This is a genomic window from Capnocytophaga periodontitidis (assembly GCF_016126015.1).
GTDB lineage: Bacteria > Bacteroidota > Bacteroidia > Flavobacteriales > Flavobacteriaceae > Capnocytophaga > Capnocytophaga periodontitidis.
Window position 1 is genome coordinate 61,732 of sequence record NZ_JAEFDB010000002.1, and the last position, 25,305, is coordinate 87,036.

The window sequence follows — 25,305 nt, forward strand, 5'->3', positions numbered from 1 at the left end:
TCGTCATTCGTAACTCGTTATTCGTAATTTTTTATTACCTTTGCCCCATCAATTAAAAACATTACCACTTTATAAAATTATGGAAGATATTTGTATGATAGGTCACCACGGTACAAATTTTGAAAATTGTAATGAAATACTAAATTCTAACTATCAAATTTCAAAAGGAGATGAACATTGGTTAGGTGATGGCGTTTACTTTTTTGTCAAAGGAGTTTCTTCAAAAACAATAGATTTAGCAGAAAAATGGGCTATAGCAGCTTCTTGGGATAAAGATAATAAAACAAATAAATACACCAAATATGTAGTGCTAGAATCTGAAATAAAGGTTCAGAGAGAACGCTTTTTAGATCTCACAACAGAAGAAGGAACAAGTATATTACTCTATTTTTTAGATAAATATTTTGGAAAACTAAAAGAATTAGGTAAAGGATTGAATTTTTACGATGGATTGCTGATTAATCTAATGAGAGGCGAAAGAGTTTTTGACATTGATGTTGTCAAAGGAAATTTCTATATTAAATTTGAAAAAGAAAGAAAATATAGGGTTAATTTAAGAACTTGCAACTGTACTATATGTGCTGTTTACAACCCTCATAAAAATATCAAATCAACAAAAGTAATAAATAAAGGAGTTATCAAATGAAACTATCAGATGTAAAAGAAAAAATAGATGATTTTTTCGATCGTACTACCCCACAAGAGTTGTACGATTTGTCTCTCCGTTATGGATTTCAAGAAATTGAAGACAAAGATGAAGAAACAATGCATAATTCTGAAACTTTCTCTTTTTATAGTGAAGATAAAGAGAAAGAAAAGGATGTTTTAGTCATCGCTTAAATTTAAAAAATTAAAAACACTCATAAAATGAAAAAACTTTTCTTATCTCTCTTCCTTATCGGAAGTCTAATGCTTACCTCTTGTTCTGGCAACTCCCCTAAAACCGTTGCCGAGAAATTTATGACAGCTGTAAACGCTAACAATTTTGATGAAGCTGGCAAATATTGCGATGCTCAAACCTCTCAATTGCTCAAATCATTCAGCGAGTTTATGAAATCTGTGCCTTCATCCGATGCTAAAAACGAACAATTGTTCAAAGGTTTTAAAATTACCAAAGTTGAAGAAAACGGCGATACAGCTAAAGTATTCTACACTACCGAAGATAGCAACGGCAAAGAAAACGCCCTCGACCTCAAAAAAGTAGACGGCAAATGGATTGTTTCTATGAACAAAGAAAATAAAGAAAACGGCGGTGGCACTCACGACCACGGCGATGGTCACGACCACAATATGCCAGAAATGCAGCCTAATATCGACCCCGATGCCCCCGATATGCCTGCTGATGTAGAAACACAAACCACTACCCCTACTAACAAGTAAGATTACAACACTTTTAAACTACAACTTTGCCAAAGTTCCCTGCCCCTACGGCTCGCATTGCCCGTGCGGCTCACACCTTTGGCAAAGTTCTTTTTATCCCTAACCTTCTGACAATGAAAAAACTTCTCTTTTTTCTCGCAGCCTTCCTGCTCCTCACCTATGCTGCTTTTCGCATTTTTTTCTATATCGACCATCGAAGTGAAGAAAAACAAGTTGCCGAGAACGAGCATTCCCTTCGTCTTACCCCTTCCCAACTCGATTCTCTACAAGAGGGCGATATCATTCTTAGGCGTGGTTATGGTATATTTAGCGATCTGATTGCTAAACGTCTTAACGACGGTCGTTTTGATGTTACTCACTGTGGTATTCTCTGCCGCAAAAATGGCAATTGGTGGGTAATTCACTCCCTCTCTTCCGATGTAAGCAACATCGATGGTATGCAACAACAGCCCTTAAACGCTTTTCTTAAATACTCTATGCCCCAGAAAATCTTGATCGTGCGCCCCTTACACAGCACCCCCGAGCAAGGTCGCGCTGTAGTACAACGCGCCGAGCACTACCTGAAAGCTCAAATCCCTTTCGACCATTTAGGCACTATCGACGAGCCTTCTCAACTTTATTGCACCGAACTCATCTACCAAATTTTAGACAACGACCTTCATTTCGTCGCTTTCCCTACCGATAAAACCCAACGCCAACAACTTTTCACCACTATGACGACTCTTTACAACCCTAAATACTTCGAGATTATCATCAATACATATCCAAATAAAAAGCAATAAATCTTATAGAAAAATACTAAATTCTCGCTTTTAGTAGAAAAATCTGCCTTTTCTATATTTTGTATAATTTTCTAATTCTCAAATTTGCTAATTTGCTAATTATTTTCTACCTTTGTCGCGTAATCCTAAAAACTAACCTTATATGAAAAAAACTTGTTTATTTTAAACAATTGCAGGACTCTTCTTTTCCTGCCAACGCGAAGAGGCAGACGCCCCGTTCGCAACCGACACCGATATTTCAGTATTACCCAGTACTGAAACGAAGGCTTCCAACGATGGACTTTTAGGTTGGGTAGCTCTCACAGGGCAAACCCATATTTCAGCAGAAGAAGCCCAAGAAACCGCTCTCGCTACCGCTATGCAAATGCGTGAAGTAGAGGGTATTGTTACCAAAGCTCCCTTAAAAATTGGCTCAATTGAAGTAGTAAAAGGCAACACTCGCAAGCCTTACGTACCTACCAAAGGCAATATATAAATAGAACTCAAGAATATCTTATTTTATTTCATAATAATTTCGGTTGGGGTTCTAATTGGGAAAATAAATTGGATTTGAATTTAGATGGCTCAGGTAGAAATAATGATATAGCTATTCTTTATGATTACCAGTTTAGAAATCATATTATCAAACATTTACTAATCTAAATAATATGAAAAGAACAACTTTAATAGTCCTTGTTATAATCACATTCTTTACTTTAGGATGTAACAGAGAAAACAACTATCTATGCTGTTCTCCTCCACCCGATTTTCATCTATTCGTAAACAAATCTTCTTCTCTATATCAAGATTTTTTGGATGATAAAGGGGAGTTTGACAAACAAAATGTGTATTTCTATCAGCTATTAAACAACAATGAGGAAAGAAAGTACGACACTTTTTCAGTTATTCATACTCCTAAAAAGGAAGGATATGCTGTAGTGTACATAAATTCGGCACCTTTCCTATACACAGGAAAAACAGAAACTCTTTACCTTAAAAATAAAGCTAAAACCTACAAAATAGAGTTTTTAGGTACTATTGGAGAATGCTGTTCTGCTCATTTCCAAGAAATGTATATAGATGGAATTAAAAACAACAATTTTATCTTAGTGAAATAACCTTAACCCTTTAGCAGTGAATCCCCTGCCAAAGAGTATAAAAAGTATGTTATGAAAAATCTCTTACTCTTTACAATGCTATTTATAGTAATAGCTTGTAACCAAAACACAAAAGAGGATGAAACACCGCCTCCTTGCAGTCTTCCTCCTCCTACTTTCCTTTTGCTTGTAAACAAAAATTCTGAACTCCATAAGGAGTTTGTAAATGAAAAAGGAGAAATTGACAAAGAGCATATTTCTCTGTACAAAAAAGAAAATAGCCAAAAGAAAATGTATAACATTTCTCCCTATTATACCAGTGTTCCAACAAATAAAAATGATTATTTAGTAGTAGCAACACAACTTTGGTTTAAGAATGATGTATATACAGGTAAAACTGAAACCCTCTACCTTCAAAATGCTACCAAAACTTATAAGATAGAAGTAAATGGTTATATGGAAAACAATAAGTGTGGAGAGTATGCAGTTACTAATGAAATCCGTGTAGATGGCACTAAAATAGAAGTACCTTACTTAGCAAAATAACTTTAGCCCTTTGGTAGATTACTCTCTGCCAAAGGGTATAAAAAAGTATGTTATGAAAAATCTCTTATTTTTTATAATACTATTAACTGTAATAGCCTGTAACAAAAAAAGTGATAATTGCGTAGTACCTCCTCCTTTTTTTACTTTGTTTATAACTAAATCAGCTCCTGAATACCAAGATTTCTTGAACGATAAAGGAGAAGCTGATAAGGAGAATGTATACTTCTACCAAATTATAGAAAATAGAGCAGAAAAGAAATACAAAACCTTACTATCTATTGATAATCCTAATAACAAAGAATATGCTTTAGTAGTTATGGTGAATGGAGAGATTCTATATACAGGAAAGTTAGAAACGCTTTACCTCAAAAATAAAGCTAAAACTTACAAGATAGAATTTTTAGGTGAGTTGGGTAATTGTGAAGAAGCTTACTTTAAAGAAATGTATATAGATGGCGTAAAAAACAACGATTTCATCTTAGTGAAATAACCTTAGAGGCTGTCCAAAAAGTCCTAAAATCGCTTTTGCATCATAAACTTTGTCAAAGTTTTGGGACTTTGACAAAGTCTATAAACCTGATAATCAATCACTTTTAGAGTGTGTTATGTAGGAAAGCCAGCGATAGCTGGGTATGTGTTGCAAACGCCCTCTCAAGAAAAACTTTTAGGACAGCCCCATAAAAATAACTACTATGAAAAAAGTAATTTACTACATAACTTTTCTACTTTTATTTACTAATTGTAAAGATAATACCGAAAGATGTATGAATGAGCCTACTTCTTTAGCTATTATAGTTATGAATAATAAAATGGATAGAAAGGAGTTGGTATACAGTTTTCGGAATGCAACAGAAGAAGCTACTCTATACAAAAGAGTAGATAATAAAAGAGTAGACATAAGTAAATGCCACGTTGCTAACGGAAATATAGCCATTGCAAGTGCAGGAAGGGCTCTAAAAAACTTCTACACAACAAATGTAGAAACTTTTTATTTAGAGTACAATAGCAAGGTAGACACTTTGCAAATAAAAGGAATCTATTATGACGATTCGGGTTGTGGAGATAATGCTTATTTATCAGAGCTGTATTTCAATCATAAGAAAATAGAGCTCAACCTCATTAGTGATCATACCTATCTAATAGATAATACAAAATAATTAAACCTATTTCCTATGAAAAAAATCTTATTATTTTCTCTCTTTGCTATTCTATTGAGTTGTAAGGATAGTGAAATATGTTCGCCACCACCTCCTACTTTTAGTATGTGGGTAAACAAAAACTCTGAGGTTCATAAGGAATTTATCAACGAAAGAGGAAACATCGACTCTACTCATATTGCCTTATATAAACAAGTAGGTAATACAAAGAAAAACTATCCAATAGGATTTCTTTATGAAACAGACCCTCGAGGAAACACCTATTTGCATATAGGAACTCAGCTTTGGTTTGAGAACGATGTGTATACAGGTAAAACTGAAACGCTCTACCTTCAAAATGCTACCAAAACTTATAAGATAGAAGTAAATGGTTATATGGAAAACGATAAGTGTGGAGAGTATGCTGTAACGAATGAAATCCGTGTAGACGGTGTAAAAGTAGAAAATCATTACTTAGCAAAATAACCTTTATCCTTTATGAAAAATCTCTTATTCTTTACGCTATTGTTTTTTGCATTGCAAATAAGCGCTCAAGAAGCCTACAACAAAGGTGATGTATTTATTGATGTACAAACAGGTGCTTCGTTTATAGGAGGTATTATTGGCGGAGGTGTACACTATGGAGTGACGCCTCGTATCTCGGTAGGCGCTAATCTTTCTAATCAGAGTTTTAACCTCAATAGTAAGTACGAAACCGCTTATGTGCCTGAGCTCAGCGCCGATTTGCATTTTGATCATCGCACCACTACCGATTGGTATAGTGGCCTCTCAGTAGGCTACTGCTTTTGGCAAAGCAACACCCCCGATGACGATAGCTCTGGAGGTTGTGAGACCTCTTCCTCCCCTATCCCCGAAAAATTCAGAAGAGAACACCCCGATAATCTCGCATTGTGGAACGTTCACTTGGGCTTCCGTTACTTCATCTTCAAAAATGTAGGTCTCAACGGACAAGTAGCTTTTGGCAATGTACTATCATTCAAAGTTGGTGTAAGTGTAAAAATCTAACCCCCTATCTGTAGAATAGTATAAAGGAAAGTTTTGCTTAAGTAGTTTAGAAAGTGACTCTATTTGCTACCTTTTCTTGTAAATAGTAACAATATCATCTTTTTCGTTTTAGGATTCTGCATATAACTTAGGCGATTTATTTTCAGGATAGATAGTTTGCAAAGCCTCACTTACAGTACTATCCTCAACATCTCGTTTGTTTAACCCTTCAGCAGGAAAAGACTTTATTGAAAATAATTCTTTCATAATTGTAAAATATATTAGTTGTTCTTTTAAGTTTGTCTAATAGATTCATAGCATATTCCTCTTTGGGCAAACTTCTTTTATGATATAATATGCTTCTTTTCTCTTCCTATTTTCTAATAAACTCTCAAGGATACCTACTGCCTGATTTGCGATAATGCAAATAGCGGACATACCCTCACCGTGCGCTCTGCTCCTTCTTCAGTATCGGTATAGGTAAACGTTCCAAAGTTCTCTAATGAGGCTCTTATGGCATTCTTTAGCTTCTTTTCGCGCATAAACTGCCACAAACTCTTCATTCCTCCTTGTGTGCCTGCTTTTACTTCTAAAGGCAATACTGCCGACTCGTAGGGTATGAGATAATCTACCTCTGCCTGTGCATTTTTGGCTCTGCGCACCCAGTAAAACAACTCGTGTCGCATATTGGGGGTGCGGTATCGCAATAGTTCAAGCCCCGCAATCATCTCAGTAAGCGCCCCTTTGTTTACTAAGTCGGTAGGGTTTTGGGTGAGTATTTGGGTTGTAAGCTCTGTGATGTCGCCTGTCATATCAAGCCAACGGAGTAGCAACCCACTGTCGAGCAGTAGCATTTTCCTATAAGTAGGGTCGGCTTCACTTCCTAACGGAAGCCCGTTGGCATCGGTGTGCGTTACAGGGGTGATTATACCCGCTAAAATAAGCAATTCCAACGCTTTTTTTACGTCATTAGTATGGTATCCCCCTCCTCCTACTTGCGAGTATACAAACTTACTGCCTATTTGTAAGGCGACGCTTTGCAGGGTAAGTCTAAGCAAGGTAGGGTCTACTCTCTTTCGGTATTTAGGAAAATCGTCCTGATAGGTGAGTACAATATCGTCTTGCACCTCTTGGCAAGCCAAATAATCGCGTGTGGCTACCCATTTGGCTACTACCTCTGGCATCCCTCCTACCAACATATAAGAGCGAAATAACCCTACTAACTTCTCGTATAAAGGTAATGGTAAAGGCGCTTCGGCAGTAGCACTATTGCGCGCTTCCAATAGCAAAGTTTCGCCACAAGCCCTTAAAAACTCATCAAAAGTCATTGGGTAGACAAACATAGAGTGGATACGCCCCACTCCAAAGGTTGGCAATGTTTCGAGAGCAAACTCTAAGAGAGAACCTGCGGCTATCACGTGCAAATCGGGCATATCTTCTTTAAAAAAACGCAATGCCATAATCGCCTCGCCTGCCGCTTGTATCTCGTCTATAAAAAGCAGTGTTTGCCCAGCGACAATAGGCTTGCCCACCATAGCCGAAAGCTGAGGCACTATACGCTTTACATCGAGGTCTCCCTGAAAGAGTTGTATAAATGAAGGTTGCTTTTCTAAGTTTATTTCTACGAAATTTTCAAATTGTTTGCCCAACTCTCTTACTGCTGTCGATTTACCCACCTGACGGGCACCCCTTAACAACAAAGGTTTGCGAGCAGGGCGTAAAGCCCATTCTTTTAGATAGCTATCTATTAATCTTGGGTAATACATCTTATAAAATATAAAGAGTTATATATCAGGCGACAAAGATACAAAATTAAAATTATCCAAAGAAATAATTTGCCGTTTTTTGCAAAAATCCAAAGAAATAATTTGCCGTTTTTTGTAAAAATCCAAAGAAATAAATTGCTTTTTCTGCTAAAAGTTACAGAAAACTTGTGTGTAAGTAAAAAATATTTTACCTTTGTAATGTCGAAAAAATAAATATGAAATACATTTTTATCGTAGAAAAAACCAATACAGGTTATTCAGCTTATGCTGAAAATGCTAATGTAGCGACTGTAGGCGATACTTATGCCGAGCTAAAAGAAAATATGCTCGAAGCTCTAAATATGCTTTTAGAGGAGGAACAAAAACCTTTAGCTAAAGAAAGCGATATAGAAATAAAGTTTGATTTAGCACAATTCTTAGAGTATTATAATGGTATTAATATCCTTTCGTTAAGCCAAAAGATAGGTGTAAGTAATAGCCTTATCTCTCAGTACAAAACTCGTAAAAAATATCCCTCAGAGAAACAAGCTCAAAAAATATTTCAAGGCATAAAATCATACGGTATGGAGTTAGCCTCTATTGATTTAGTATAGACTTTATTATTTTTAACACGCTGCAAGAGCACACTCGCTAAAAAGTGAGCTCTTGCTTGTTTTTTGCAAAAATCCAAAGAAATAATAAAAAGAAAAATTCCCTTGCAAAAAGTGATTGCAAGGGAATTAAAAGATTATTTGCTTAGTCCTTTAAAAATTATTCCAGCAATTAATCCTAAGATACTGGCTCCAGTAGCTGTTACAATCGTCTTGTCTTTAAGAGTTTCTTTGGCTATTTTTTTACCCATTTCAATTCCTTTCTTAAGACCTTGTTGTTCTCCAGCTCCAAATGCTTTATTACCCATAATGTAAAAAGTTTTAAGTTAATACCTACTGTCTGTTGCAGGCTTTTCGGTTTCCGCCTTTGCATTGAGTAAAGACAATAAAAAAACGTGAAACATTCCTTTTTACTTAATTTTCAGGAGCCCGACCAAAGGCTAAAAGCACAAGTAAAAGGAATGCCCACGTTAAACCGTAGGCATTTCCATCTTTACATTCCTGTGCTTTTTTAAAAAAATTGGTCGTTTTCTGAAAATCAGGAAATAGCAAAGCGAAACGCTATATGTCTTTTTATATTATATCTTTTTTAAATGCTGTTTAAATATTGTTTAAATTTGGGACAAAAGTAACACTTTTTTTCTAATAAACAAAAACTGAAATATACTTTTTTGAAAAACTTTTACTCAACACGGGGAGGTCTTCAAATATTCATATTCTTTTTCCCTCTTCCTATTTCTAGCAATCGCTCAAGAGTAGTTTGCAGTACCTTATTTAGTTTCAGCTGCCACTGATATTGATAATCTACAACAGGGTCATTCTCATCATCTAAATTTCTCCCTACTGTTTGTACATAGATAATACCATTTTCAACGTGATAATCTCCCATTGTATAACACTTCGTTGGTTCTGGGAAAAGTTCTGTAAATTCATTCCCGTATTCATTATAGTCTATCAATATCCTTCTATTGAAATCACCAATACTGAAAGCTAATTCTTTTTTTTCTAAAGCAATTTCAAAATCCTCATCAATAAAACTCTCTATTATCTTAGTTTCATTCTTTAGTTTCTGAACTAACAGAGCTAAATCTATAGCTCCTCCCATAGTGGAGCAGTCCATTTTATATAAGATTTTTCCTACTTGATAGGAGAAAATATCACCTTCTATGGTTGGATTTTCAATAGGCACTAAAGTTTCATCGCTATAAGGGGTTTTGTCGAGCATTACCTCCCCTTTTAGTAAACGAAAAACCTCTTCGCCAAAATTGATGTCTAACCAACCCGCTGATGGGGTATATTTTAATTGTATATTAGTTGCTTTTTTCTTTACAGTTCTCATTGTAGTTTTATTTAAAATGGGAATGATAGTGTTTAAAAATAGTATCAATATGGTAAAAATCTTCTAAATTACTTTCATTATAACCTTGTTGCTTTAAATCAACCTGTATTTTTCTCAGTAATTCCAACCAATAAGCAATAAAAACCTCTCTTTTGATATGAATAGTATCATTAGGAGTATTCAGCTCAGGCAAAAGATGCTTTTTGTGTTTTAAAGCAGTCCAATAAGCATTAATGTAAAATATATCATTGTAGGGTTTTATTATCCACTCTGCCATAAACACATTACTCCCCCAATGCACTTTTGTTTCGGATAAAGGTTGTTCATACATATCGTATAGCATTTTGATAATATCCCAATAAATATCAGCAACCTCATCGTGCATTTCTAAATCCAAAGCCACCCCCATTCCATATCATACATAAGTTAGACGATTTATTTTTAGGATAGATAGTTTGCAAAGCCTCACTTACAGTACTATCATCAACATCTCGTTTGTTTAACCCTTCAGCAGGAAAAGACTTTATTGAAAATAATTCTTTCAAAATTGTAAAAATATATTAGTTGTTCTTTTGTATGATTGCTTTAAGTTTGTCTAATAGATTCATAGCATATCCTCCTTGGGGCAAAACTTCTCTTATTTTAGAATGGCATAAAGCCCTTTTAAACTCCCAATCGAAAATAATAAGTGGGTGTGAAAACAAGAGTATAGAGAATTTTATATATTGCTGAAAATTATGCGCTTTTAAAAAGCCCAAAAAAGCTATGAACTCATCAGGAGTTTTAGCATACTTAAAAAGATAACTATCTATCAAGCATTCACTTTTATATTTAGTTTTAGCACTCCTGCAAACTTTGTTTTCTATAGTAGGAATTTCTTCTCCCATATAATCTCTCATATAATAATGAGAGGCGCTATTATCTTCATTATCAAAGCTAACTAACTTGTATAAATCAATAGCTTTTGAAAGAGATAAGTATAGCTTCTCTCTATCCTCATCTATCTCAAAAAACGTTTTTACAGCCTGCGAAAGCGTAAGCGTTTGCGCTCCAAAAATAGTGTATACCATTTCTTTTAAGAGAGAATACAAGCATTCTATATCCTTTTTAGCTATTTGGTAATAACATTCTTTCTTGTTTTTTAACTCAAAAACAGCAGAAAACAGCTTTTCAAAAACCTCTTTTATATCAATAGCTATGTTATCCATAAAATATCCCTGCTTTGTGAGTTGGTTTCTTTCTATAAAAGTTTCCCCACAAGGGTTAAAGAACAATAAATACTTAAAGGCGTGTTCAGTATTCTCTTTTTTTAGTAACTGAATCAATGAAAAGAACTGTAACCTATCATTGATATAATGGTTGTCGTAGTAATAAAAAGCTCTTAAACAGACTTCTAAAAGAGAAAAGATATCCTCAAAACAAGAATGAGAAATCTCTGTTTGGAGTTTATCATACAAGGCATCGTTTTTCAGTGCATATAGCAGTTCATCGAGTTCTCTCTTTTTAGGCAGTGTAGCCAACAGAAAATCACCTTCCTTATTTTGGTAGTTTGTAATTTTCAAAAGTTCCTCTTTTTCTTCCTGCTGCTCCCCGCAAAACCTCAACAGAGAGAAATACAATATCTTATTTAAGTCCATTTTTCTGAAAATTAGTGATGCTTTTTTCTTCTATTTATTTGAAACAATTATAAAATCAGGACACTTACTTATATAGAATTTTAATCTATCTGAAAGGTCTATTTCTACTCTATTTGTTTGAAAATCTACATCTATTATTTCTAAACAAAAAGAATTTAAATCTTCGGGATTTTGTGTTAGCCCTAAATAGAATCCAAGAAAATTATCTGTGAAAATGAAAGGAATTTCATCACGGAGGTATTTTTCTAACCCGTAAAATTTATTTTTATCTTTAAAAATAATTTCAGATAGAATTTCTCCTATTTCTTCTATATTTTTTTCATAACATTTAAAAAACACTTTTCCAAAAATTTCAATATTCATATTTCAATATTTTTATAGTATTACAGCTCCTTCTTCTTTTAGTACTTGAGTCCCCCTGCTGGCGCGAGCGTGTAACTCTCGCCTTATCAATGAGGATTTAACAACACATCTGATATATTACCCTTTTTGCCAAAAACCTACTATGATATTGCTTATTTTATGGTTATTTATCTTTCCATAGAAATAAATGATACCATTAAGAAATGGTTTGTTTCCTTTTACTTGTCCTTTTTGATATGAACTTTCATCAAATTGAAATATAAAATCAAAATTATTAGTCTTTAAGTTAGAAAAATAATAATCTTCTTCTTGTAATAACGACGGATTACCCCCTATTTTATTTCCATAAACATTTTCAAAAAAAGATTCTTCCTCTTCTTCATCTTCAATTTCTTCAATATCTTCTTGTAAATTTCCTATGACAAGTTTTCTACCTACAATATTTGAATTAGAAAAAGATGAAATTCCTTCTTTTCTGTCAGAAAAAGGGTGTGCAATACATAAAATATTATGTTTGGGATACAAAGTGTCTTCTATTTTTTAGGAATAAAAACAGAAAATTCTGTATCTATTTCTTTTATCAAATCATTACTTATAGTCATAAAGTAGAGATGATTTGTCAAGTTCAATTCACGAATACGCTGCTCAGAAAAGAAAATAGGTTCATTCCCTCCTATTCTACTACCTGAAACAGTATCTTTTTCAGTGATTTGAAAACTCATTGATTTATTTCTTACAATGAATAAATCGTTAAAAATATCTTGTGACATAATATAAACAATTAATGTAATCTATGTTTTTGAACATAGATAATGGCTTGTTTTCTTAATTCTCTTGTTTCTTTACTGCACTATTTACTTTCTTGCAAAGGAATAAAGCGCAAACAATTATCTGTATAGGTTTCTATAAGGTTTTTGAATTTCTCCGAAGCTATAATACTGCCACATTTAAATAAGTCGTATTTTACTTCAGCTGCTTTGATATGATGATGAGTATGATTTTCGTAATCAGATTTATCTGATACTACTTCAAATATTTTTCCTTGTTGAGCCAAACCTAAACTATAATATGAATGAGAAATAAGGTCTAAGAATTTAGGATTGTGTTTTCTACCTTCTATATAGTTGATAGGCTCTCCTCCTCGAGGGTATATTTTAGGATTCGGAGCGTTCAAATCCCACTGCTGCCAATCTATATCTACCAATTTAGTAAATTCAGTAGGGTGTACTTTTTCAATACCCTTGATATCGTTGTTAAGCAATAAGTCTTTTATATCCTCACGAACTACTATATAGTTTGAGATAGTAGTGTATATTTCAGGAATATACGGAGCAGCACGTTCTATTTTGTGTACTTCAGTAATTTCGTAATTTTCATCCATTACAGAAAGTAATCCTTCAAAAAGGGTATTCCCATAGTCGCCCCAAGGCATTTTTCGATTTTTTATGATATAATATTTCATATTAGTGATGTTTATTCGTTCTCTTGCTGGCGCGAGCTTGTAGCTCGTGCCTAGTATAATAAGGTGAGTTCATCTGGAATATTACCAACTTGTAATCGGTCGGTGTATATTTTTCCAAAAAGAAGCTACATATTCATTGTAAAAACACAACTTTGTTAAGTTATCTCCTTCAATACTAATTCCTAAAGCAGGTATAACTATCCAATGACCGTGATATAATACTTTTTCAGTGCTTATAAGTCTTTTTATATCTTTATCATTATTCAAATCATAATCTTTTACGAGTATTTTATCAAATAAATGAGGCGTTTTTACATATATACTACAAAGCTGCTGATTGTAAAATTCAAACAATAAAGAAGTACTTTCAAATATTTTCTTCCCTCCTATTCCTTCAATAGGTGTTGAGGTAAGGTGGTATTCCTTTTGAAAATCCTCTAAGGTCGTATTAAATACAAATTGATTAACTACTTTAAAAGGATTTAATTCCAATATATTAGAACACCTCAGCAAGCTATCTTCTATTAGTTTATTTTCTTTTGGAATGTATAAATCTACTAATGAACTATCAAAAACTAATACTTGTGCAAAGATTTTGTTTTTAAAATCAATGTACAACGACAGCTGTAAGTTGGGATAAATATAGAAGTCTCCATCTATAATTGGCTTTTCTTGTGTGATGGTATCAAGAGTAGCTACTGTAACCACTTTGCCATATACTTCCATCTCTTTTACATCACGAACAGAAATAGTTTGAATACGTTTGTTTTCTATTTCAAAGAAAAATGTAAGAGTGTTAGTTTCTACCCTTGTTTTATTGGAGAAATCTCCCACTTGAAATGTATCAATCTTCCCTTTTTCGATATGAATCATAGTCTATGTTTTAATTGTATATTCTACGGCTAAATGTTTTTGGATTTTAGACTTAAGTCATTGTTTGTTAGCTTAATGATGCCTATATCTCCGTTCTTGTTTTGTTAATTTACTCATTATATTAATTGTTTATGTGAATCGCACTTTTGAATATTCTTTTATTGCAGAAGTAAGTTTCTCTATAGTACTACAAATTTGGTTTTCACTAAATAGTTCCTCTACTTTTAGCAAATTTGTTGCTACTTCCTCTTGGTAAGAAAGTTCTTTTATTTCTTCAAATCTTCTCTCTGGATATAGAACTTTTAAAATATAGAAAAAGTCAAAGGAAACCTTTTTCTCTAATAGTTCTTTTGTTGTAACTGCTATTGATAAAACACCTTTCTCTATTGAAAAATTAAAGATAAGCCCTACTTCTGGATGGATACAGGTCAAAGATGAAAACAATAAACCTTCATCCTCAACAAGTTCATCTCTATACCCTTTATCATATAATAGGCTATATTCTTTACGTATTTTATTTCTTATATGTAACATCTTTTAGAAATATAATCTTTTTCCCATTACAACTAATACCTTTTGTAAAAGCCAAATGAATGGCAAGTTTACTACTCCCATTCATCAATTGAAAGCCTTTCCCAAAAATTCTCAAAACTCAAGCCTATAAGCCATAAATTTTGAAATTTAGCCTCTTCAGGCATCATCATACCTGTTTCTTCTAAATAATCTTCTTCATCCCATTCTACATTACCATCCCAAAAATATACTTTTTCAAAGTTTGTTGAATCTAAACACAAAACAATTAGATTCCCCATTCCATCATCTGCTATTGGCAAGAATTTGGCAGGCATTCTCTTTTTAAATTCTTTCAATGTTTTAACAAGGTCGTAGTCAGTTCCTTTTCCAAAAAAAACACTCAAACTTGTTTCTTCAAAAGTGTAATTAGGAATATCTATATCCTCTGGATGTTGATATTCAGCTTCTTCTGTAAAGGGTACTACTTTTAATAAGTTATTAGGTGTTGATACCCCATATTTAGTAGCAAATAGTTTATAAGAAGAAGGAATTTGCTCTCCAACTAATTTTTCTACTTTTGCCCAATACTCCTCATTAGGGTAAGTTTGCTTTCTTGGATAAAGAGGAACTATTCCTCCTAATTTTTCAATTATTTTATCTATATTCATTTTAATGATGTTTTGTTTTTCTAATTTTTAATAAGCACCTTTGCTGACTATCATTCATTTATAGCTTTGTTGCCTATCTAATTTCACCCAATAGAATATATCACCACACATTTTGAGAAAGGAAATGTGATAGGCTTCTCTGCAATACCAATCAGAGTTTCAATAGCTTTTCACCGCAAAAGAAAGAAAATTAAATGAATTTTACAAACTTCCGCTAAGTTTTCTGCCAATTTTGCTAATTTGCTATTTTTCTCACAAGACAACTACTAACAGAAGGACGCCTCGAAGTCTTCTTAATATTATTCATACAGAAGGTTAAAAATGTTAATTCTCTTGACAAGTAAATAAGAAAGTATTAGCTTTGTAGCGCAAAAATGATAAATGGTTTGCCTATGAAACACACTATAAACGTAGGTATATAGGTCAATAGAGTGATAACCTATAGCTTACTATAACAACATTACTAAAAGTATCGCTCTCAAACTTAATTACAATTTTAACTTCGTCAGAGTTCTAAAAGCCTTTTGAGCTACAAACTTTGACGAAGTTTTTTATCATAAAAAAGCCCCTGCTTGCGCGAGGGGCTTTTTACTATGGGGTGAAGATAAGATTCTCCACCAAGTCGCTATCGACGTTTTTAGTGATAGAATTCGCTTTCTCATTAAATGGGGTCGAGTAAAGAAAATCTTCACTGCCTAAATGTCCAGTGGACATTTCGTCGGGGTTTGTCTCGGCAACTCTTGTAGTTCCAGACAGTTCATTCAATTCTTCGGAAACAATCCCTTCAAAGGAATTGCTTTTCCTCTTCTTTTCTTCATTTTTCATTTTGTCTGTTTTTAAATTATTATTAAATCTTTCAGCTATCCTGATGCCTAATATCTAATTTTTTACTCTTTCAATAAAATCGCTGAGCACATTCATATAATTGATGAAAGCTTCGTAGGGCGAATCGTAGGGTAGGAGGTACTTGTGATAATCGGCGCCTGAAAAGAGTTTGGTACGCATAAAATAGAAATGCTCGCTACCTTGCAATCGACTGTAATCTTCAATGAGGTCGGCATTCTTTTTCTTTCTTACCAAAGGTTGTACTTTAAAGAGCTCGTTAAAAGCTTCTTTTTGCAATTCGTTACCGAGCCAAGAGGTGGTGTCGCGCTCTTCGTCTGTCCACGAAATAGGGTAGGGCACAGGCAATACATCTTTAGCGGGGTGCTTTTTGGCTACTTCTTTAGGTAACAAAAACTGATAGTTAGGGTTTGCTAACATATTTTCTATGAAGTAACGCAAGAAGTCGAAAATGCCGCTTTGAGCATTGTTGTAATACCCTATAACTTCGTAGTTCATAAAGAGATTGAGCACTTCAGTATCTTGCAAACTGCTTTCTACCCAAGAGACGTATTTTTCGGAAGTGAGGGGGTATTCACTCCAGTTTCTATCAGAAAAACGATTGGCGATATCATCACTTAGCTTGCTGTTTTTGAGCAAGAGGTTGAGATTTTCGTCGAGAGCATTTTTATAAACGAAATTGGGGCTCTTCCAACCTAATATGTGCTTAGCGCCATCGGTGAGCATTGTTTTGAAACCAAGTTTTGCTACGCGTTCACCTATTTTATCGGAATAGATAAGAGAGGTATTGCGGAAAGTTACGGGTTTTTTGCCAAAAAGCTGTTTGATAGTAGTGCTGTGGCGTTTTACCTGTTGCTCAAACTCATCGGTATCTTCAGAAAGTGAAGCCAACGAATGCGAATAAGTCTCTGCCAGAAACTCTACACTACCGGTTTGGGCGAGTTCTTGGAAAGAGCGTATCACCTCAGGTGTGTGCATTTCGAGCTGGTCGATAGCACTCCCTGTGATAGAAAACGCAACTTTGAACTTGCCTTCGTGTTTTTTGATGAGTTCTAACAAGAGGGCATTGGCAGGCAAATAGCAATGTTCGGCTAAATCTTCAAGCTCTGAACGATTGGCGTAATTATCGAAATAGTTGTGTTTCTTACCTATGTCAAAGAATTGATATTTTCTAAGACGTTCAGGGTGATGGATTTGGAAATAGATACAAATAGACTTTTTCATCGTTGGTTTTATATTAAAGATTCGTAAATGTTTTTAAGTTTTAAAGAGGCATTTTCCCATTTGAGTCGGTTTACCTCGTCGTAGCCCTCGCGTTGCATATAATGAGCAAGTGTAGGGTAAGCTAAAATGCCATAGATAGCATCAGCAAGGGCGTTGATATCCCAATAATCTACTTTGATAGCGTGGTGTAAAACCTCAGCTACCCCCGATTGTTTGGAGATAATTGTAGGCACGCCTGAGCGCATTGCTTCCAAAGGAGAAATTCCAAAAGGCTCGGATACTGAGGGCATTACATACACATCGCTGTATTGAAACATACGCTGTACATCGTTACCTCTGAGGAACCCTGTAAAGTGGAAGCGGGTGCCCAATCCTAATTGTGCTACACGGCGCACTAAGGGGTTCATCTTTTCACCACTACCAGCCATTACAAAGCGCACGTTAGGCATACGTTTCATCACTTTGGCAGCTGCCTCTACAAAGTACTCAGGGCCTTTTTGCAGGGTGATACGCCCTAAGAAAGTAACGATTTTATCTTTCACGCCGCGTTCTTCTTTGGCATCGGTTTCGGTTTTGAAATCAACAGCATTGTGTACGGTAATCACTTTTTCGGCAGGGATACCGTATTTTTCAATAACGATATTGCGTGTCCAGTTACTCACGGTTACCACCCTATCGGCAGCTTCCATACCGCGTTTTTCGATGTCGTAAACCAAAGTATTACGGTTGTACTCGCCCCCGCGGTCGTACTCGGTAGCGTGTACGTGTACGATAAGGGGTTTGCCCGAAATCTTCTTGGCGATGATACCCGCACTATAAGTAAGCCAGTCGTGGGCGTGAATTACGTCGAACTCATAGCGTTGGGCAACAGTGCCTGCTACTAAGGCATAACGGTACACTTCTTCCATTAGGTTGGCGCCGTATTTACCCGAAAACTGAAATTTGTTGTGATACGAAATGCGCTCGCGGTGTTCGCCCTCTTTGAGGTAGGCATCGCGTTCGCGAGCGAAGGTTTCGGGGTCGAGGTAAGGCACGAGGTTTGAGCCTATCTCCATAAAGTTGATGTGTTTCCAGAAATCTTCAATCTTTTCGGTGTTTTGCAACATCTCTACATCGCTGGCATTGATAATTTTCGCCACGCTGCCATCCTCATCACCAGAGGCTTTCGGCATTACAAACAGCACTTTCACGCCGTTTTTAGCCAATCCTTGGGCGATACCCAAGCAGGCTGTTCCTAATCCCCCGCTGATATGAGGGGGGAATTCCCATCCAAACATTAATACTCTTGCATTCTTCATACGCTTTTAATTTATCTTTTCCCAACTCTCCTCTATGGAGGGGACAAGAAGGGTGTTGTTTTAATTCAACTGTTTAATTGCTTTGTTCTTTACTAAAGATTTCATTTGAGTAATAGCAACTTTATTGAGTTCTTTAAGTCTTTCCGAAGGAACAATTCCTTGTTCTATAAGTAAGGCATTAATACTTTCCATATTACTTAAAACTACTAATTGTTCTAAAGAAGCATAATCTCGTACATTTCCTTTTTTGTCAGGATTACTTTCTCTCCATTCTTTAGCGGTAAGTCCAAAAAGGGCTACATTCAGTAAATCGGCTTCGTCAGCATAAACAAAATTAGCTTGTTGTTTAGTAATTTCTTTTGGAATCAAATTATCTCTAATAGCATCAGTGTGAATGTGATAATTGATTTTAGATAAGGTTCGTTGTAAGTTCCATTCTAATTTTAACTGACTTGTTTCGTCTTCTTTTAAACGTTGAAACTCTTTGATAATATAGAGTTTAAATTCAATTGAAATCCACGAAGCAAACTCTAAAGCAATATCTTTATGGGCAAATGTTCCTCTCTATCCATTTTTTAGGTGTCATTACAAAGCTATTTAGTCCCGCTTGTTTTCTAAACCCGTCGAATTCGACGGGTTTAAAATTAGGATTGTAAATGCTTTCCCAAAAACCCAATAGTTCAATCGTGTTGCGATTTCTAAGCCAATTCTTTATGATGTCGTCTGTATGTTCAGCATCTTTATAGCGAGCTATATCAGTAAGAGAAATATAGTCGTTGTAATTAACTTCATACCATACAATATCAAATCCTTGTACACTAATAGTTTTATTTTTTGCCATACCTCTTACTTCTTATCTGTAAGTAGCCATTGAGCGCGCAATATTTCGGCAACGTTTTTGGCGTTGGAAATACAACCACGGGGGTGGAATGGTGGATTACCGTCGTAAATGGCAGAAATGAGTCCGACACCGTGAGTGTTGATTTCTTCTTCAAAATTTTCTAAGAAAGCTTTGCCATCAGGGATGTAGCTATCGCCAAAGAGTTTGAGGTTCGCTTCTACATAGAACCCTACAAACCAAGGATGTACTGAACCGTTGAAAGTGGCTTTATCTCTCACAAATACATTACCTACACTCTCACCTTCGTAACGTGGACTCTCGGGTGACAAACTGCGCAAGCCTTTGGGAGTGAGCAACTCTTGAGTGATAATTGCTAACACTTTGCGTTGGCGTTTTTCGGTGAGTGGTGAATAATCGAGGGCACAAGCGAGTAGCTGATTAGGGCGAACTTCGGTGTTTTGCTGAGTGCGGTTAGCGTAATCGGCTAAGTATTTTTCGCTTTCAATCCAAAATATTTGATTGAAGCTCTCGGCAATAGTTTCGGGCATAGTGCCCCATTCGGATAAGAAAGTTTTGTCCTTTACATCTTCGGCTAAAGCCAAAGCATAACATACGGCATTGTACCACAAGGCATTCACCTCCACTACATACCCATTGCGCGGTACGATAGCTCCGTAGTTGTTTTCGGCGTTGAACCAAGTAAGCGGATGGCTGAGGTCGTCACTCCATATAAGTCCGTTGTCGTCCATACGCATTGTTTTGTGTTCACGACTTTTGAAGGTATTGAGGATAGCTTTGAGGGTCTCGCCGTACTCTTTCCAGATTTGTTTTTTTGTTCTTGTGGTTTCTTTTTCGTATTGTTGGAGTGTCCAGAAGAACCACAACGAGGTGTCGGCATCAAACACAGGGTTCACCACGTGGGTGCTGATGTCGCGGGCGAAACGTCCGTTATAGCAATATTTGAGAGCTGATTGTAGCACTTCTTCAAATATTTTGGCGGTACTGCCAGAAAGAGCGATACCAGGGAGTGCGATAAAGGTATCGCGGGTGGTGCTGTCGTACCAGTGATAACCCGCCTTGATGCGTGTTTCGCCTGCCTTGTGAATGATAAACTGAGAGGCGGTGTATTGCAAGCATTCTTCAAACGAATTGCGGTCGGCGCGTTCTTTGAGGAATTTGGTAAAGTCCTTTGCGAGGTTTTTAGGATTGGCTTCCTCTAAGCTGGCAGAGAAGACAATGCTTTCGCCTTTTTTGAGACTTACCTCAAAAGCTCCGACACTCAACAAATCTTCTTGGAAGTCGTAGCCGCGTTCTTTTTCTTTGGTGTAATAGATGTTGTTGTTCCAGTAGGCAGCGCCATCAAAATTAGCGGGTTTGCTGAGCTGCATATACAAGTAAGGAAACTCAGGGTACAACTTGGTACGCACGCCACCATCAACCGCTTCTACTTGGGTGTTAGCCACAGGGTTTTGCTTGCTAAGCGAATGGATATCGCGGAAAGCCAATAGGGGGTTCAAGCGCAAGAGTGTAGCTGAATGAGCGTCTTCCAAAGTATAGCGGATGAGTACTTGTGGAGCATTGTGTACCATCAAGATTTCTTTTTTGAGCACGACACCACCTACTTGATAAGTGATGGCAAAGGCTTTTTCGTAAGAAATATCCACGATATACTTATGTCCGCGAGGTTCATAAGTGCCTTCGTACTTATGAACGCCAAAGTTGAAGTCGCGTCCGTGTTGTAGGATTGTTTCGTCGAGAGATGAGAGCATCACATAATTTTTACCTCTGAATTTTTCGATAGGTACGACGAGTAGCCCGTGGTATTTACGGGTGTTGCAAAATACGAGGGTAGAGGAGCAGTAACCTCCACCGCGGTTAGTACCGAGAAACTCTCTATCGAGAGAATACTCAAGGTTAATTAACTGGTCTTTTTTGAATGATAGATAACACATATTTCAATTAACAATTTACGATTAATAATTAACACGTTTCAATTAACAATTGACAAATTTGAGTTACAATTGTTATTTATAGTTCATTGTTCACTATTTATTATTCATTGAAGTTTTAATATTTTCTTTTTTAGTTTTTACTATTGAGATAAGTAATTTTAGAATTTCTTTGCAGTCATTTATTATTGATTTATATTCTTTTTCAGTAAGGTGTTGAGTTGCATATAATAGGTCTAACCAATATTCAGTTTCATTAGTCTCTTTAAGAGCTATATGTAACTTATGGATAAAGTCATTGTCACTTTCAGCGTATTCTGATTCTCTAATACAAGCACCTATGGAAGTAGCAGACCTTACTAACTGCTTAGTAATTAAAAATTCTTTTTTATCTTCTCTTAATAATTTTACAAGTTTGACTATACGAATAGCGAAATCAAAAGACTTTTCTTTAACAATATTGTTCTTCATAATTAATGGTTATTTCAATTGATGGTTGGTACTGTTTACACTACAAACCTTGTTAATTGTTCATTATTAATTGTTCATTGATAATTTAACTTTCGTCTCTCCCAAAATTTGCAATCTTTCCATCGATGATTGTAAAGTAATAGATTACCGATGATTCTACTACTACATCGTGTTCTTTTAAGTAGTAGGAGTACAGCAGATGCAGGGTGAAAACACAACCTTTTGGGTAAAAGCTTATATAGATTTTGTTTTTTGCATTGCTGGCTTGCTTGGCAAACTCTGGAGGTACTAACTTGTAATGGTATGTTCTTTCAAAAGTTGTTGTATCAGCGACTTGTGTGCTGAGGTCTTTTTCAATATCACTTAAATACTTGTTGAGTATCGCTGGAGTGATATTCACCGTTTCATCTCGGTTTCTTTCAGCGTATTGTTCTGCGGTTGTAGTTTCTATCTTTCTAAAGAGCTCGGCTTGCAAGTTTTTGTTTTTTAATGATAAAAAGACCTTAAAATTACAATCCTCAGCCTTCTGTGCTGTTATTGGTTGACAAGTGAAACACAAAAAAACTAATGAGGGTAATATGTAATTGACAATTGACAATGAATAATTTTTAATAATAGGTTGTACCCCCTGCTAGCACGAGCTTGTAGCTCGTGCTCTAACACACAAAGAGCTTGTAGTCCTTATCTATATTTTAGTTGTTTGTATCAATTTCTAACACAGTATTCATATCATCACGATAATTTTTAGCACTACTGTATTTCCATTCCCAAGCATTATCTACAAAACCGCTCTTTACAGGTTTTTTAGATGGTAAATCAATGATTTTAAATCTTTCATCTGTTATCATTTTGATAATGCCTTTTTGTTCAAGAGTTGGTAGAAATTTTTTCATTACTTCTTTTCGAACTTCATTTTGAGAAAAATCACAAATAGACCATTCACTTCCAAAATTACTATAGTAAACCTCTATTTTGTGTATGAAATCATCAATAATTTCTTCTTTTTTTACAAGAACACTCTCTGATCGTAAATCTTCTTTTAAAGGTAGTTTTTCAGGGTGAAAAATAAAAATAGTATCACCATCATTTACTAAAGAGATATACCCTTTTTCCTGCCATTTCAATAAGGTGGGTAATACTTTGTTGTAATTATCTCTAAAGTGCCTATTTACCCCATCGATTAATCTCCAATTAATTATAGGGCTTATCAAGTAAATATGATCACGATAAATAGTATCTAACAATATACCAATGAGTCTTTTAAGTTTCATAATGTTTTTCTCAAAACGTGAGGTACTATTTGAGCCATAACCTTTGTCAATTGTCAAATTTTAGCACTATTCCAATTCTCGCGGGTATATATAGTGACAGCAAATTCTCATTACCGGTATACTGTGTGAAATGTTCTACGCTCTCATCAATGCGGTTATCGCCTCCAAAGGCGGGGTTATCAGTATTCAGTACCGTTGTGTATTTACCGGCTGGCACATCAAACTGATAATCGGTGTAGGAGGTGGTGGGGTTGAAGCTGAAAACAAATAAGTACCCACTGCGCTCGAATATGAGTAGCTGTCGCTCAATGTCGCGCACTAAAACACGAGGCTCACGGTCGAGGAATTTGCTCTCGGCGGCAAAGTGTATCATCGCGCTATCAAAAGCGTTGAGGTATTTAAACTTCAGGTTAGAGTCGTCTACCAAACTCCATAGCCTGCGTGCGTGTGCATAGCTCCAGTTGTTGCCAGCACGCGGAAAGTCGATCCACTCAGGGTGTCCCCATTCATTGCCCATAAAGTTGAGGTATCCCCCACCTGCGGTACCAAGAGTTACCAAACGTATCATCTTGTGGAGTGCCATCGCACGGTCGATGATGAGACTGTGGTCGAACACGCTCATACCCGTATACACTTCCTTATCAGTAAGCCAGAAAAATATCGTTTTATCACCTACGAGGGCTTGGTCGTGGCTTTCGGCATAACTGATGGTGCGCTCTTCGGCGCGCTTGTTCGTCAGTTCGTAATAGATATTGCCTACGTGCCACTGTTCATCGGGGACTTCTTTGAGGAGCTTAATCCAATAATCGGGAATGCCCATACTCAGCTTGTAATCGAAGCCTACGCCTTTTTCAGCAATAGGCGAAGCAAGACCGGGCAATCCGCTCATCTCTTCGGCAATGGTCAGCGCTTCGGGGTAGAGCTCGTGAATAAGTTGGTTAGCCATAGTGAGATACACCAAAGCGTCGTCGTCCTCATTGCCATCATAATAGAAACTATAATCGGTAAAGGCTTTGCCTAAACCGTGATCGTAATAAATCATACTGGTAACGCCGTCGAAGCGGAAACCGTCGAAGCGATATTCTTCTAACCAATACTTACAGTTAGAAAGTAAAAAATTCAGTACTTGGGGCTTACCATAGTCAAAACAGCGGGAGTCCCAAGCAGGGTGTTTACCGCGCTCACCGCGGTGGAAGTAAAGATAGTCGGTACCGTCGAAGAGGCTGAGCCCTTCTGCTTCATTGCTTACCGAATGCGAGTGTACAATGTCTAATAGTACACGTATGCCCAAGCCGTGGGCAGCATCGATGAGTTCTTTGAGTTCTTCGGGCGTACCAAAACGTGAACTCACCGCAAAGAAGTTAGCTACCTGATAGCCAAAAGAACCGTAGTAAGGGTGTTCTTGTATTGCCATCAGCTGGAGGGTGTTATAGCCCAAAGCTGCGATACGAGGTAGTACATAGAGGCGGAACTCTATAAAGGTACTCACGCGCTGGTGCTCAGTACTCATCCCTATATGTGCTTCGTAGATAAGCGGGTGTGAAGTAGCTTTGGGGCGCTGGTGTTGCCAGTGGTAGGGGTGCTCGGGACACCACACTTGGGCGGAAAACACCTTGGTATAATCGTCCTGCACAGCGCGGGTAGTATGTGAGGGGAGGCGTTCGCCACTGCCTCCTTCCCATTCCACAAGTAGTTTGTAGAGCATTTCGTGGCGGAGGATATTAGCAGGAACACGCAATTCCCAGTCTTGGTCGTTGATTTTAGTAAATGAAAAGTGATTGTTTTTTTGCCAGTCGTTGCTATCGCAAAGAAGAAAGATAGCTGTTGCATTTGGAGCCCACTCACGTAGCACCCATTCTGTATGAGTACGGTGCAGACCGTAATAGAGGTGCGAATTACAAGCATCGGCGAGGCGCGAAGCGTCCCCTTGCACTCTATGAAGGACATCGATAAAGTGCTGATGTCTTCCCTGAATAACAGGGAGGTAGGGTAGTAAAAGTGGGTCGTTCATAATGTTTGGTATTCTGGCTACGGAAAAGTCAAGTTGTTGGCTTTTAGGTAAGTCAATTAAATTCGGCGTAAAATTAATATATTTTTTTGAATACTACCAAATTTTTCTGAGAAAAATTTTTATAATTTTAAGTTTATAGGTTGTAAAATGCGGTTTTTCAGAGAGAGAGACTAAAGGAAATGTTAATTGTTATAGGATTTTATAGAGAGTGTAATAGGTGTTTTAAGCTAAAAAGGGCAGAAATTTTATAATTTTTGAAGC

33 protein-coding genes and 1 pseudogene are annotated in these 25,305 nt (G+C 36.3%); 11 read left to right on the forward strand and 23 right to left on the reverse strand.

From position 1 onward, the window contains the following. Positions 1-79: 79 nt before the first annotated feature. Genes I7X29_RS04455 through I7X29_RS04470 form a run of 4 tightly spaced genes read left to right on the forward strand, consistent with a single transcriptional unit; the run spans position 80 to position 2,162 of the window. Entirely contained in the window at positions 80-646 is a 567-nt protein-coding gene (locus I7X29_RS04455; protein ID WP_198472998.1) for a hypothetical protein, read from the forward strand. Continuing rightward, positions 643-840 carry a hypothetical protein gene (locus tag I7X29_RS04460; RefSeq protein ID WP_198472999.1) on the forward strand — a complete coding sequence of 66 codons (198 nt, stop codon included), beginning with the start codon at positions 643-645 and terminating at the stop codon, positions 838-840. Before I7X29_RS04455 ends, I7X29_RS04460 begins: the two co-directional genes overlap by 4 nt. Before the next feature lie 27 nt (positions 841-867). Next, positions 868-1,380: a DUF4878 domain-containing protein gene (locus I7X29_RS04465; RefSeq protein ID WP_198473000.1), complete on the forward strand. Its 513-nt coding sequence runs from the start codon at positions 868-870 to the stop codon at positions 1,378-1,380. A gap of 26 nt (positions 1,381-1,406) precedes the next feature. After that, the gene (locus tag I7X29_RS04470) at positions 1,407-2,162 is read left to right on the forward strand and encodes a YiiX/YebB-like N1pC/P60 family cysteine hydrolase (protein WP_225883660.1); all 756 of its coding nucleotides are present in this window, start codon (positions 1,407-1,409) and stop codon (positions 2,160-2,162) included. 162 nt (positions 2,163-2,324) lie between these two features. On the opposite strand, the gene I7X29_RS04475 is transcribed toward I7X29_RS04470, so the two are convergent. Then, positions 2,325-2,555, reverse strand: coding sequence for a hypothetical protein (locus tag I7X29_RS04475; protein ID WP_198473001.1), 231 nt, complete (start codon positions 2,553-2,555; stop codon positions 2,325-2,327). Positions 2,556-2,809: 254 nt separating this feature from the next. On the opposite strand from I7X29_RS04475, the gene I7X29_RS04480 reads away from it, so the two are divergent. The 6 genes from I7X29_RS04480 (at position 2,810) to I7X29_RS04505 (ending at position 5,946) form a co-directional block, all read left to right on the forward strand. Then, positions 2,810-3,259: a hypothetical protein gene (locus I7X29_RS04480; RefSeq protein ID WP_198473002.1), complete on the forward strand. Its 450-nt coding sequence runs from the start codon at positions 2,810-2,812 to the stop codon at positions 3,257-3,259. Positions 3,260-3,310: 51 nt separating this feature from the next. Continuing rightward, positions 3,311-3,784, forward strand: coding sequence for a hypothetical protein (locus I7X29_RS04485; protein ID WP_198473003.1), 474 nt, complete (start codon positions 3,311-3,313; stop codon positions 3,782-3,784). Positions 3,785-3,836: 52 nt separating this feature from the next. After that, positions 3,837-4,274, forward strand: a complete 438-nt coding sequence (locus I7X29_RS04490; RefSeq protein ID WP_198473004.1) for a hypothetical protein — start codon at positions 3,837-3,839, stop codon at positions 4,272-4,274. 202 nt (positions 4,275-4,476) lie between these two features. Continuing rightward, entirely contained in the window at positions 4,477-4,941 is a 465-nt protein-coding gene (locus I7X29_RS04495) for a hypothetical protein (RefSeq protein WP_198465792.1), read from the forward strand. 15 nt (positions 4,942-4,956) lie between these two features. Further along, complete coding sequence (locus tag I7X29_RS04500; protein ID WP_198465791.1) at positions 4,957-5,406, forward strand: hypothetical protein; 450 nt, start codon at positions 4,957-4,959, stop codon at positions 5,404-5,406. Positions 5,407-5,418: 12 nt separating this feature from the next. Further along, positions 5,419-5,946, forward strand: a complete 528-nt coding sequence (locus tag I7X29_RS04505) for a hypothetical protein (protein WP_198465790.1) — start codon at positions 5,419-5,421, stop codon at positions 5,944-5,946. 108 nt (positions 5,947-6,054) lie between these two features. On the opposite strand, the gene I7X29_RS04510 is transcribed toward I7X29_RS04505, so the two are convergent. After that, positions 6,055-6,192: a hypothetical protein gene (locus tag I7X29_RS04510; protein ID WP_198465931.1), complete on the reverse strand. Its 138-nt coding sequence runs from the start codon at positions 6,190-6,192 to the stop codon at positions 6,055-6,057. A gap of 134 nt (positions 6,193-6,326) precedes the next feature. Beyond that, entirely contained in the window at positions 6,327-7,691 is a 1,365-nt protein-coding gene (locus I7X29_RS04515; RefSeq protein ID WP_198465789.1) for an ATP-binding protein, read from the reverse strand. Positions 7,692-7,906: 215 nt separating this feature from the next. Between I7X29_RS04515 and I7X29_RS04520 the strand changes: the two genes are divergently transcribed. After that, a complete protein-coding gene (locus tag I7X29_RS04520; protein WP_009413238.1) occupies positions 7,907-8,284 on the forward strand; it encodes a type II toxin-antitoxin system HicB family antitoxin in 378 nt (125 codons plus the stop codon). 134 nt (positions 8,285-8,418) lie between these two features. On the opposite strand, the gene I7X29_RS04525 is transcribed toward I7X29_RS04520, so the two are convergent. The 20 genes and pseudogenes from I7X29_RS04525 to I7X29_RS04625 form a co-directional block, all read right to left on the reverse strand. Next, positions 8,419-8,589, reverse strand: a complete 171-nt coding sequence (locus tag I7X29_RS04525; protein ID WP_198473005.1) for a hypothetical protein — start codon at positions 8,587-8,589, stop codon at positions 8,419-8,421. Positions 8,590-8,984: 395 nt separating this feature from the next. Continuing rightward, positions 8,985-9,620, reverse strand: coding sequence for a hypothetical protein (locus I7X29_RS04530; protein WP_198473006.1), 636 nt, complete (start codon positions 9,618-9,620; stop codon positions 8,985-8,987). 7 nt (positions 9,621-9,627) lie between these two features. Next, on the reverse strand, positions 9,628-10,017 hold the full coding sequence (locus I7X29_RS04535; protein WP_225883661.1) for a hypothetical protein: 390 nt from the start codon (positions 10,015-10,017) through the stop codon (positions 9,628-9,630). Between the two features lie 163 nt (positions 10,018-10,180). Next, a complete protein-coding gene (locus I7X29_RS04540; RefSeq protein ID WP_198473007.1) occupies positions 10,181-11,257 on the reverse strand; it encodes a hypothetical protein in 1,077 nt (358 codons plus the stop codon). A 30-nt stretch (positions 11,258-11,287) separates the two neighbouring features. After that, on the reverse strand, positions 11,288-11,620 hold the full coding sequence (locus I7X29_RS04545; protein ID WP_198473008.1) for a hypothetical protein: 333 nt from the start codon (positions 11,618-11,620) through the stop codon (positions 11,288-11,290). A gap of 117 nt (positions 11,621-11,737) precedes the next feature. Further along, positions 11,738-12,145 carry a hypothetical protein gene (locus I7X29_RS04550; RefSeq protein ID WP_198473009.1) on the reverse strand — a complete coding sequence of 136 codons (408 nt, stop codon included), beginning with the start codon at positions 12,143-12,145 and terminating at the stop codon, positions 11,738-11,740. Positions 12,146-12,153: 8 nt separating this feature from the next. Beyond that, on the reverse strand, positions 12,154-12,390 hold the full coding sequence (locus I7X29_RS04555) for a hypothetical protein (RefSeq protein WP_198473010.1): 237 nt from the start codon (positions 12,388-12,390) through the stop codon (positions 12,154-12,156). 80 nt (positions 12,391-12,470) lie between these two features. Continuing rightward, the gene (locus I7X29_RS04560; RefSeq protein WP_198473011.1) at positions 12,471-13,082 is read right to left on the reverse strand and encodes a hypothetical protein; all 612 of its coding nucleotides are present in this window, start codon (positions 13,080-13,082) and stop codon (positions 12,471-12,473) included. An 81-nt stretch (positions 13,083-13,163) separates the two neighbouring features. After that, on the reverse strand, positions 13,164-13,955 hold the full coding sequence (locus I7X29_RS04565; protein ID WP_198473012.1) for a hypothetical protein: 792 nt from the start codon (positions 13,953-13,955) through the stop codon (positions 13,164-13,166). A 129-nt stretch (positions 13,956-14,084) separates the two neighbouring features. Continuing rightward, a complete protein-coding gene (locus tag I7X29_RS04570; protein WP_198465775.1) occupies positions 14,085-14,489 on the reverse strand; it encodes a hypothetical protein in 405 nt (134 codons plus the stop codon). A gap of 71 nt (positions 14,490-14,560) precedes the next feature. Continuing rightward, entirely contained in the window at positions 14,561-15,136 is a 576-nt protein-coding gene (locus I7X29_RS04575) for an SMI1/KNR4 family protein (RefSeq protein ID WP_198473013.1), read from the reverse strand. Positions 15,137-15,727: 591 nt separating this feature from the next. Continuing rightward, complete coding sequence (locus I7X29_RS04580; RefSeq protein WP_198473014.1) at positions 15,728-15,961, reverse strand: hypothetical protein; 234 nt, start codon at positions 15,959-15,961, stop codon at positions 15,728-15,730. A 54-nt stretch (positions 15,962-16,015) separates the two neighbouring features. Further along, positions 16,016-17,203 carry a glycoside hydrolase family 57 protein gene (locus I7X29_RS04585; RefSeq protein WP_198473015.1) on the reverse strand — a complete coding sequence of 396 codons (1,188 nt, stop codon included), beginning with the start codon at positions 17,201-17,203 and terminating at the stop codon, positions 16,016-16,018. An 8-nt stretch (positions 17,204-17,211) separates the two neighbouring features. Further along, positions 17,212-18,501 carry a glycosyltransferase family 4 protein gene (locus I7X29_RS04590; protein ID WP_198473016.1) on the reverse strand — a complete coding sequence of 430 codons (1,290 nt, stop codon included), beginning with the start codon at positions 18,499-18,501 and terminating at the stop codon, positions 17,212-17,214. A 60-nt stretch (positions 18,502-18,561) separates the two neighbouring features. Beyond that, positions 18,562-19,342 (reverse strand): annotated as a pseudogene (locus tag I7X29_RS04595) (KilA-N domain-containing protein). Positions 19,343-19,347: 5 nt separating this feature from the next. Further along, a complete protein-coding gene (locus tag I7X29_RS04600) occupies positions 19,348-21,294 on the reverse strand; it encodes a glycogen debranching enzyme N-terminal domain-containing protein (protein WP_198473017.1) in 1,947 nt (648 codons plus the stop codon). Positions 21,295-21,387: 93 nt separating this feature from the next. Beyond that, positions 21,388-21,762, reverse strand: a complete 375-nt coding sequence (locus I7X29_RS04605) for a four helix bundle protein (RefSeq protein WP_198473018.1) — start codon at positions 21,760-21,762, stop codon at positions 21,388-21,390. A gap of 85 nt (positions 21,763-21,847) precedes the next feature. Then, positions 21,848-22,237, reverse strand: coding sequence for a hypothetical protein (locus tag I7X29_RS04610; protein WP_198473019.1), 390 nt, complete (start codon positions 22,235-22,237; stop codon positions 21,848-21,850). A gap of 217 nt (positions 22,238-22,454) precedes the next feature. After that, positions 22,455-23,090 (reverse strand): hypothetical protein, encoded by a 636-nt coding sequence (locus I7X29_RS15325; RefSeq protein WP_225883662.1) that lies wholly within the window; start codon positions 23,088-23,090, stop codon positions 22,455-22,457. Beyond that, positions 23,080-25,044: an alpha-amylase family glycosyl hydrolase gene (locus tag I7X29_RS04625; protein ID WP_198473020.1), complete on the reverse strand. Its 1,965-nt coding sequence runs from the start codon at positions 25,042-25,044 to the stop codon at positions 23,080-23,082. Before I7X29_RS04625 ends, I7X29_RS15325 begins: the two co-directional genes overlap by 11 nt. Positions 25,045-25,305 lie beyond the last annotated feature (261 nt).

Coding starts and splice junctions, on each gene's coding strand:
- I7X29_RS04560 (WP_198473011.1), bottom strand. CDS start 13,082: ATGAAATATTATATCATAAAAAATCGAAAAATGCCTTGGGGCGACTAT.
- I7X29_RS04480 (WP_198473002.1), top strand. CDS start 2,810: ATGAAAAGAACAACTTTAATAGTCCTTGTTATAATCACATTCTTTACT.
- I7X29_RS04555 (WP_198473010.1), bottom strand. CDS start 12,390: ATGTCACAAGATATTTTTAACGATTTATTCATTGTAAGAAATAAATCA.
- I7X29_RS04455 (WP_198472998.1), top strand. CDS start 80: ATGGAAGATATTTGTATGATAGGTCACCACGGTACAAATTTTGAAAAT.
- I7X29_RS04460 (WP_198472999.1), top strand. CDS start 643: ATGAAACTATCAGATGTAAAAGAAAAAATAGATGATTTTTTCGATCGT.
- I7X29_RS04510 (WP_198465931.1), bottom strand. CDS start 6,192: ATGAAAGAATTATTTTCAATAAAGTCTTTTCCTGCTGAAGGGTTAAAC.
- I7X29_RS04580 (WP_198473014.1), bottom strand. CDS start 15,961: ATGAAAAATGAAGAAAAGAAGAGGAAAAGCAATTCCTTTGAAGGGATT.
- I7X29_RS04575 (WP_198473013.1), bottom strand. CDS start 15,136: ATGAATATAGATAAAATAATTGAAAAATTAGGAGGAATAGTTCCTCTT.
- I7X29_RS04515 (WP_198465789.1), bottom strand. CDS start 7,691: ATGTATTACCCAAGATTAATAGATAGCTATCTAAAAGAATGGGCTTTA.
- I7X29_RS04520 (WP_009413238.1), top strand. CDS start 7,907: ATGAAATACATTTTTATCGTAGAAAAAACCAATACAGGTTATTCAGCT.
- I7X29_RS04545 (WP_198473008.1), bottom strand. CDS start 11,620: ATGAATATTGAAATTTTTGGAAAAGTGTTTTTTAAATGTTATGAAAAA.
- I7X29_RS04530 (WP_198473006.1), bottom strand. CDS start 9,620: ATGAGAACTGTAAAGAAAAAAGCAACTAATATACAATTAAAATATACC.
- I7X29_RS04540 (WP_198473007.1), bottom strand. CDS start 11,257: ATGGACTTAAATAAGATATTGTATTTCTCTCTGTTGAGGTTTTGCGGG.
- I7X29_RS04465 (WP_198473000.1), top strand. CDS start 868: ATGAAAAAACTTTTCTTATCTCTCTTCCTTATCGGAAGTCTAATGCTT.
- I7X29_RS04570 (WP_198465775.1), bottom strand. CDS start 14,489: ATGTTACATATAAGAAATAAAATACGTAAAGAATATAGCCTATTATAT.
- I7X29_RS04625 (WP_198473020.1), bottom strand. CDS start 25,044: ATGAACGACCCACTTTTACTACCCTACCTCCCTGTTATTCAGGGAAGA.
- I7X29_RS04500 (WP_198465791.1), top strand. CDS start 4,957: ATGAAAAAAATCTTATTATTTTCTCTCTTTGCTATTCTATTGAGTTGT.
- I7X29_RS04495 (WP_198465792.1), top strand. CDS start 4,477: ATGAAAAAAGTAATTTACTACATAACTTTTCTACTTTTATTTACTAAT.
- I7X29_RS04505 (WP_198465790.1), top strand. CDS start 5,419: ATGAAAAATCTCTTATTCTTTACGCTATTGTTTTTTGCATTGCAAATA.
- I7X29_RS04565 (WP_198473012.1), bottom strand. CDS start 13,955: ATGATTCATATCGAAAAAGGGAAGATTGATACATTTCAAGTGGGAGAT.
- I7X29_RS04490 (WP_198473004.1), top strand. CDS start 3,837: ATGAAAAATCTCTTATTTTTTATAATACTATTAACTGTAATAGCCTGT.
- I7X29_RS04525 (WP_198473005.1), bottom strand. CDS start 8,589: ATGGGTAATAAAGCATTTGGAGCTGGAGAACAACAAGGTCTTAAGAAA.
- I7X29_RS04600 (WP_198473017.1), bottom strand. CDS start 21,294: ATGTGTTATCTATCATTCAAAAAAGACCAGTTAATTAACCTTGAGTAT.
- I7X29_RS04605 (WP_198473018.1), bottom strand. CDS start 21,762: ATGAAGAACAATATTGTTAAAGAAAAGTCTTTTGATTTCGCTATTCGT.
- I7X29_RS04485 (WP_198473003.1), top strand. CDS start 3,311: ATGAAAAATCTCTTACTCTTTACAATGCTATTTATAGTAATAGCTTGT.
- I7X29_RS04590 (WP_198473016.1), bottom strand. CDS start 18,501: ATGAAGAATGCAAGAGTATTAATGTTTGGATGGGAATTCCCCCCTCAT.
- I7X29_RS04585 (WP_198473015.1), bottom strand. CDS start 17,203: ATGAAAAAGTCTATTTGTATCTATTTCCAAATCCATCACCCTGAACGT.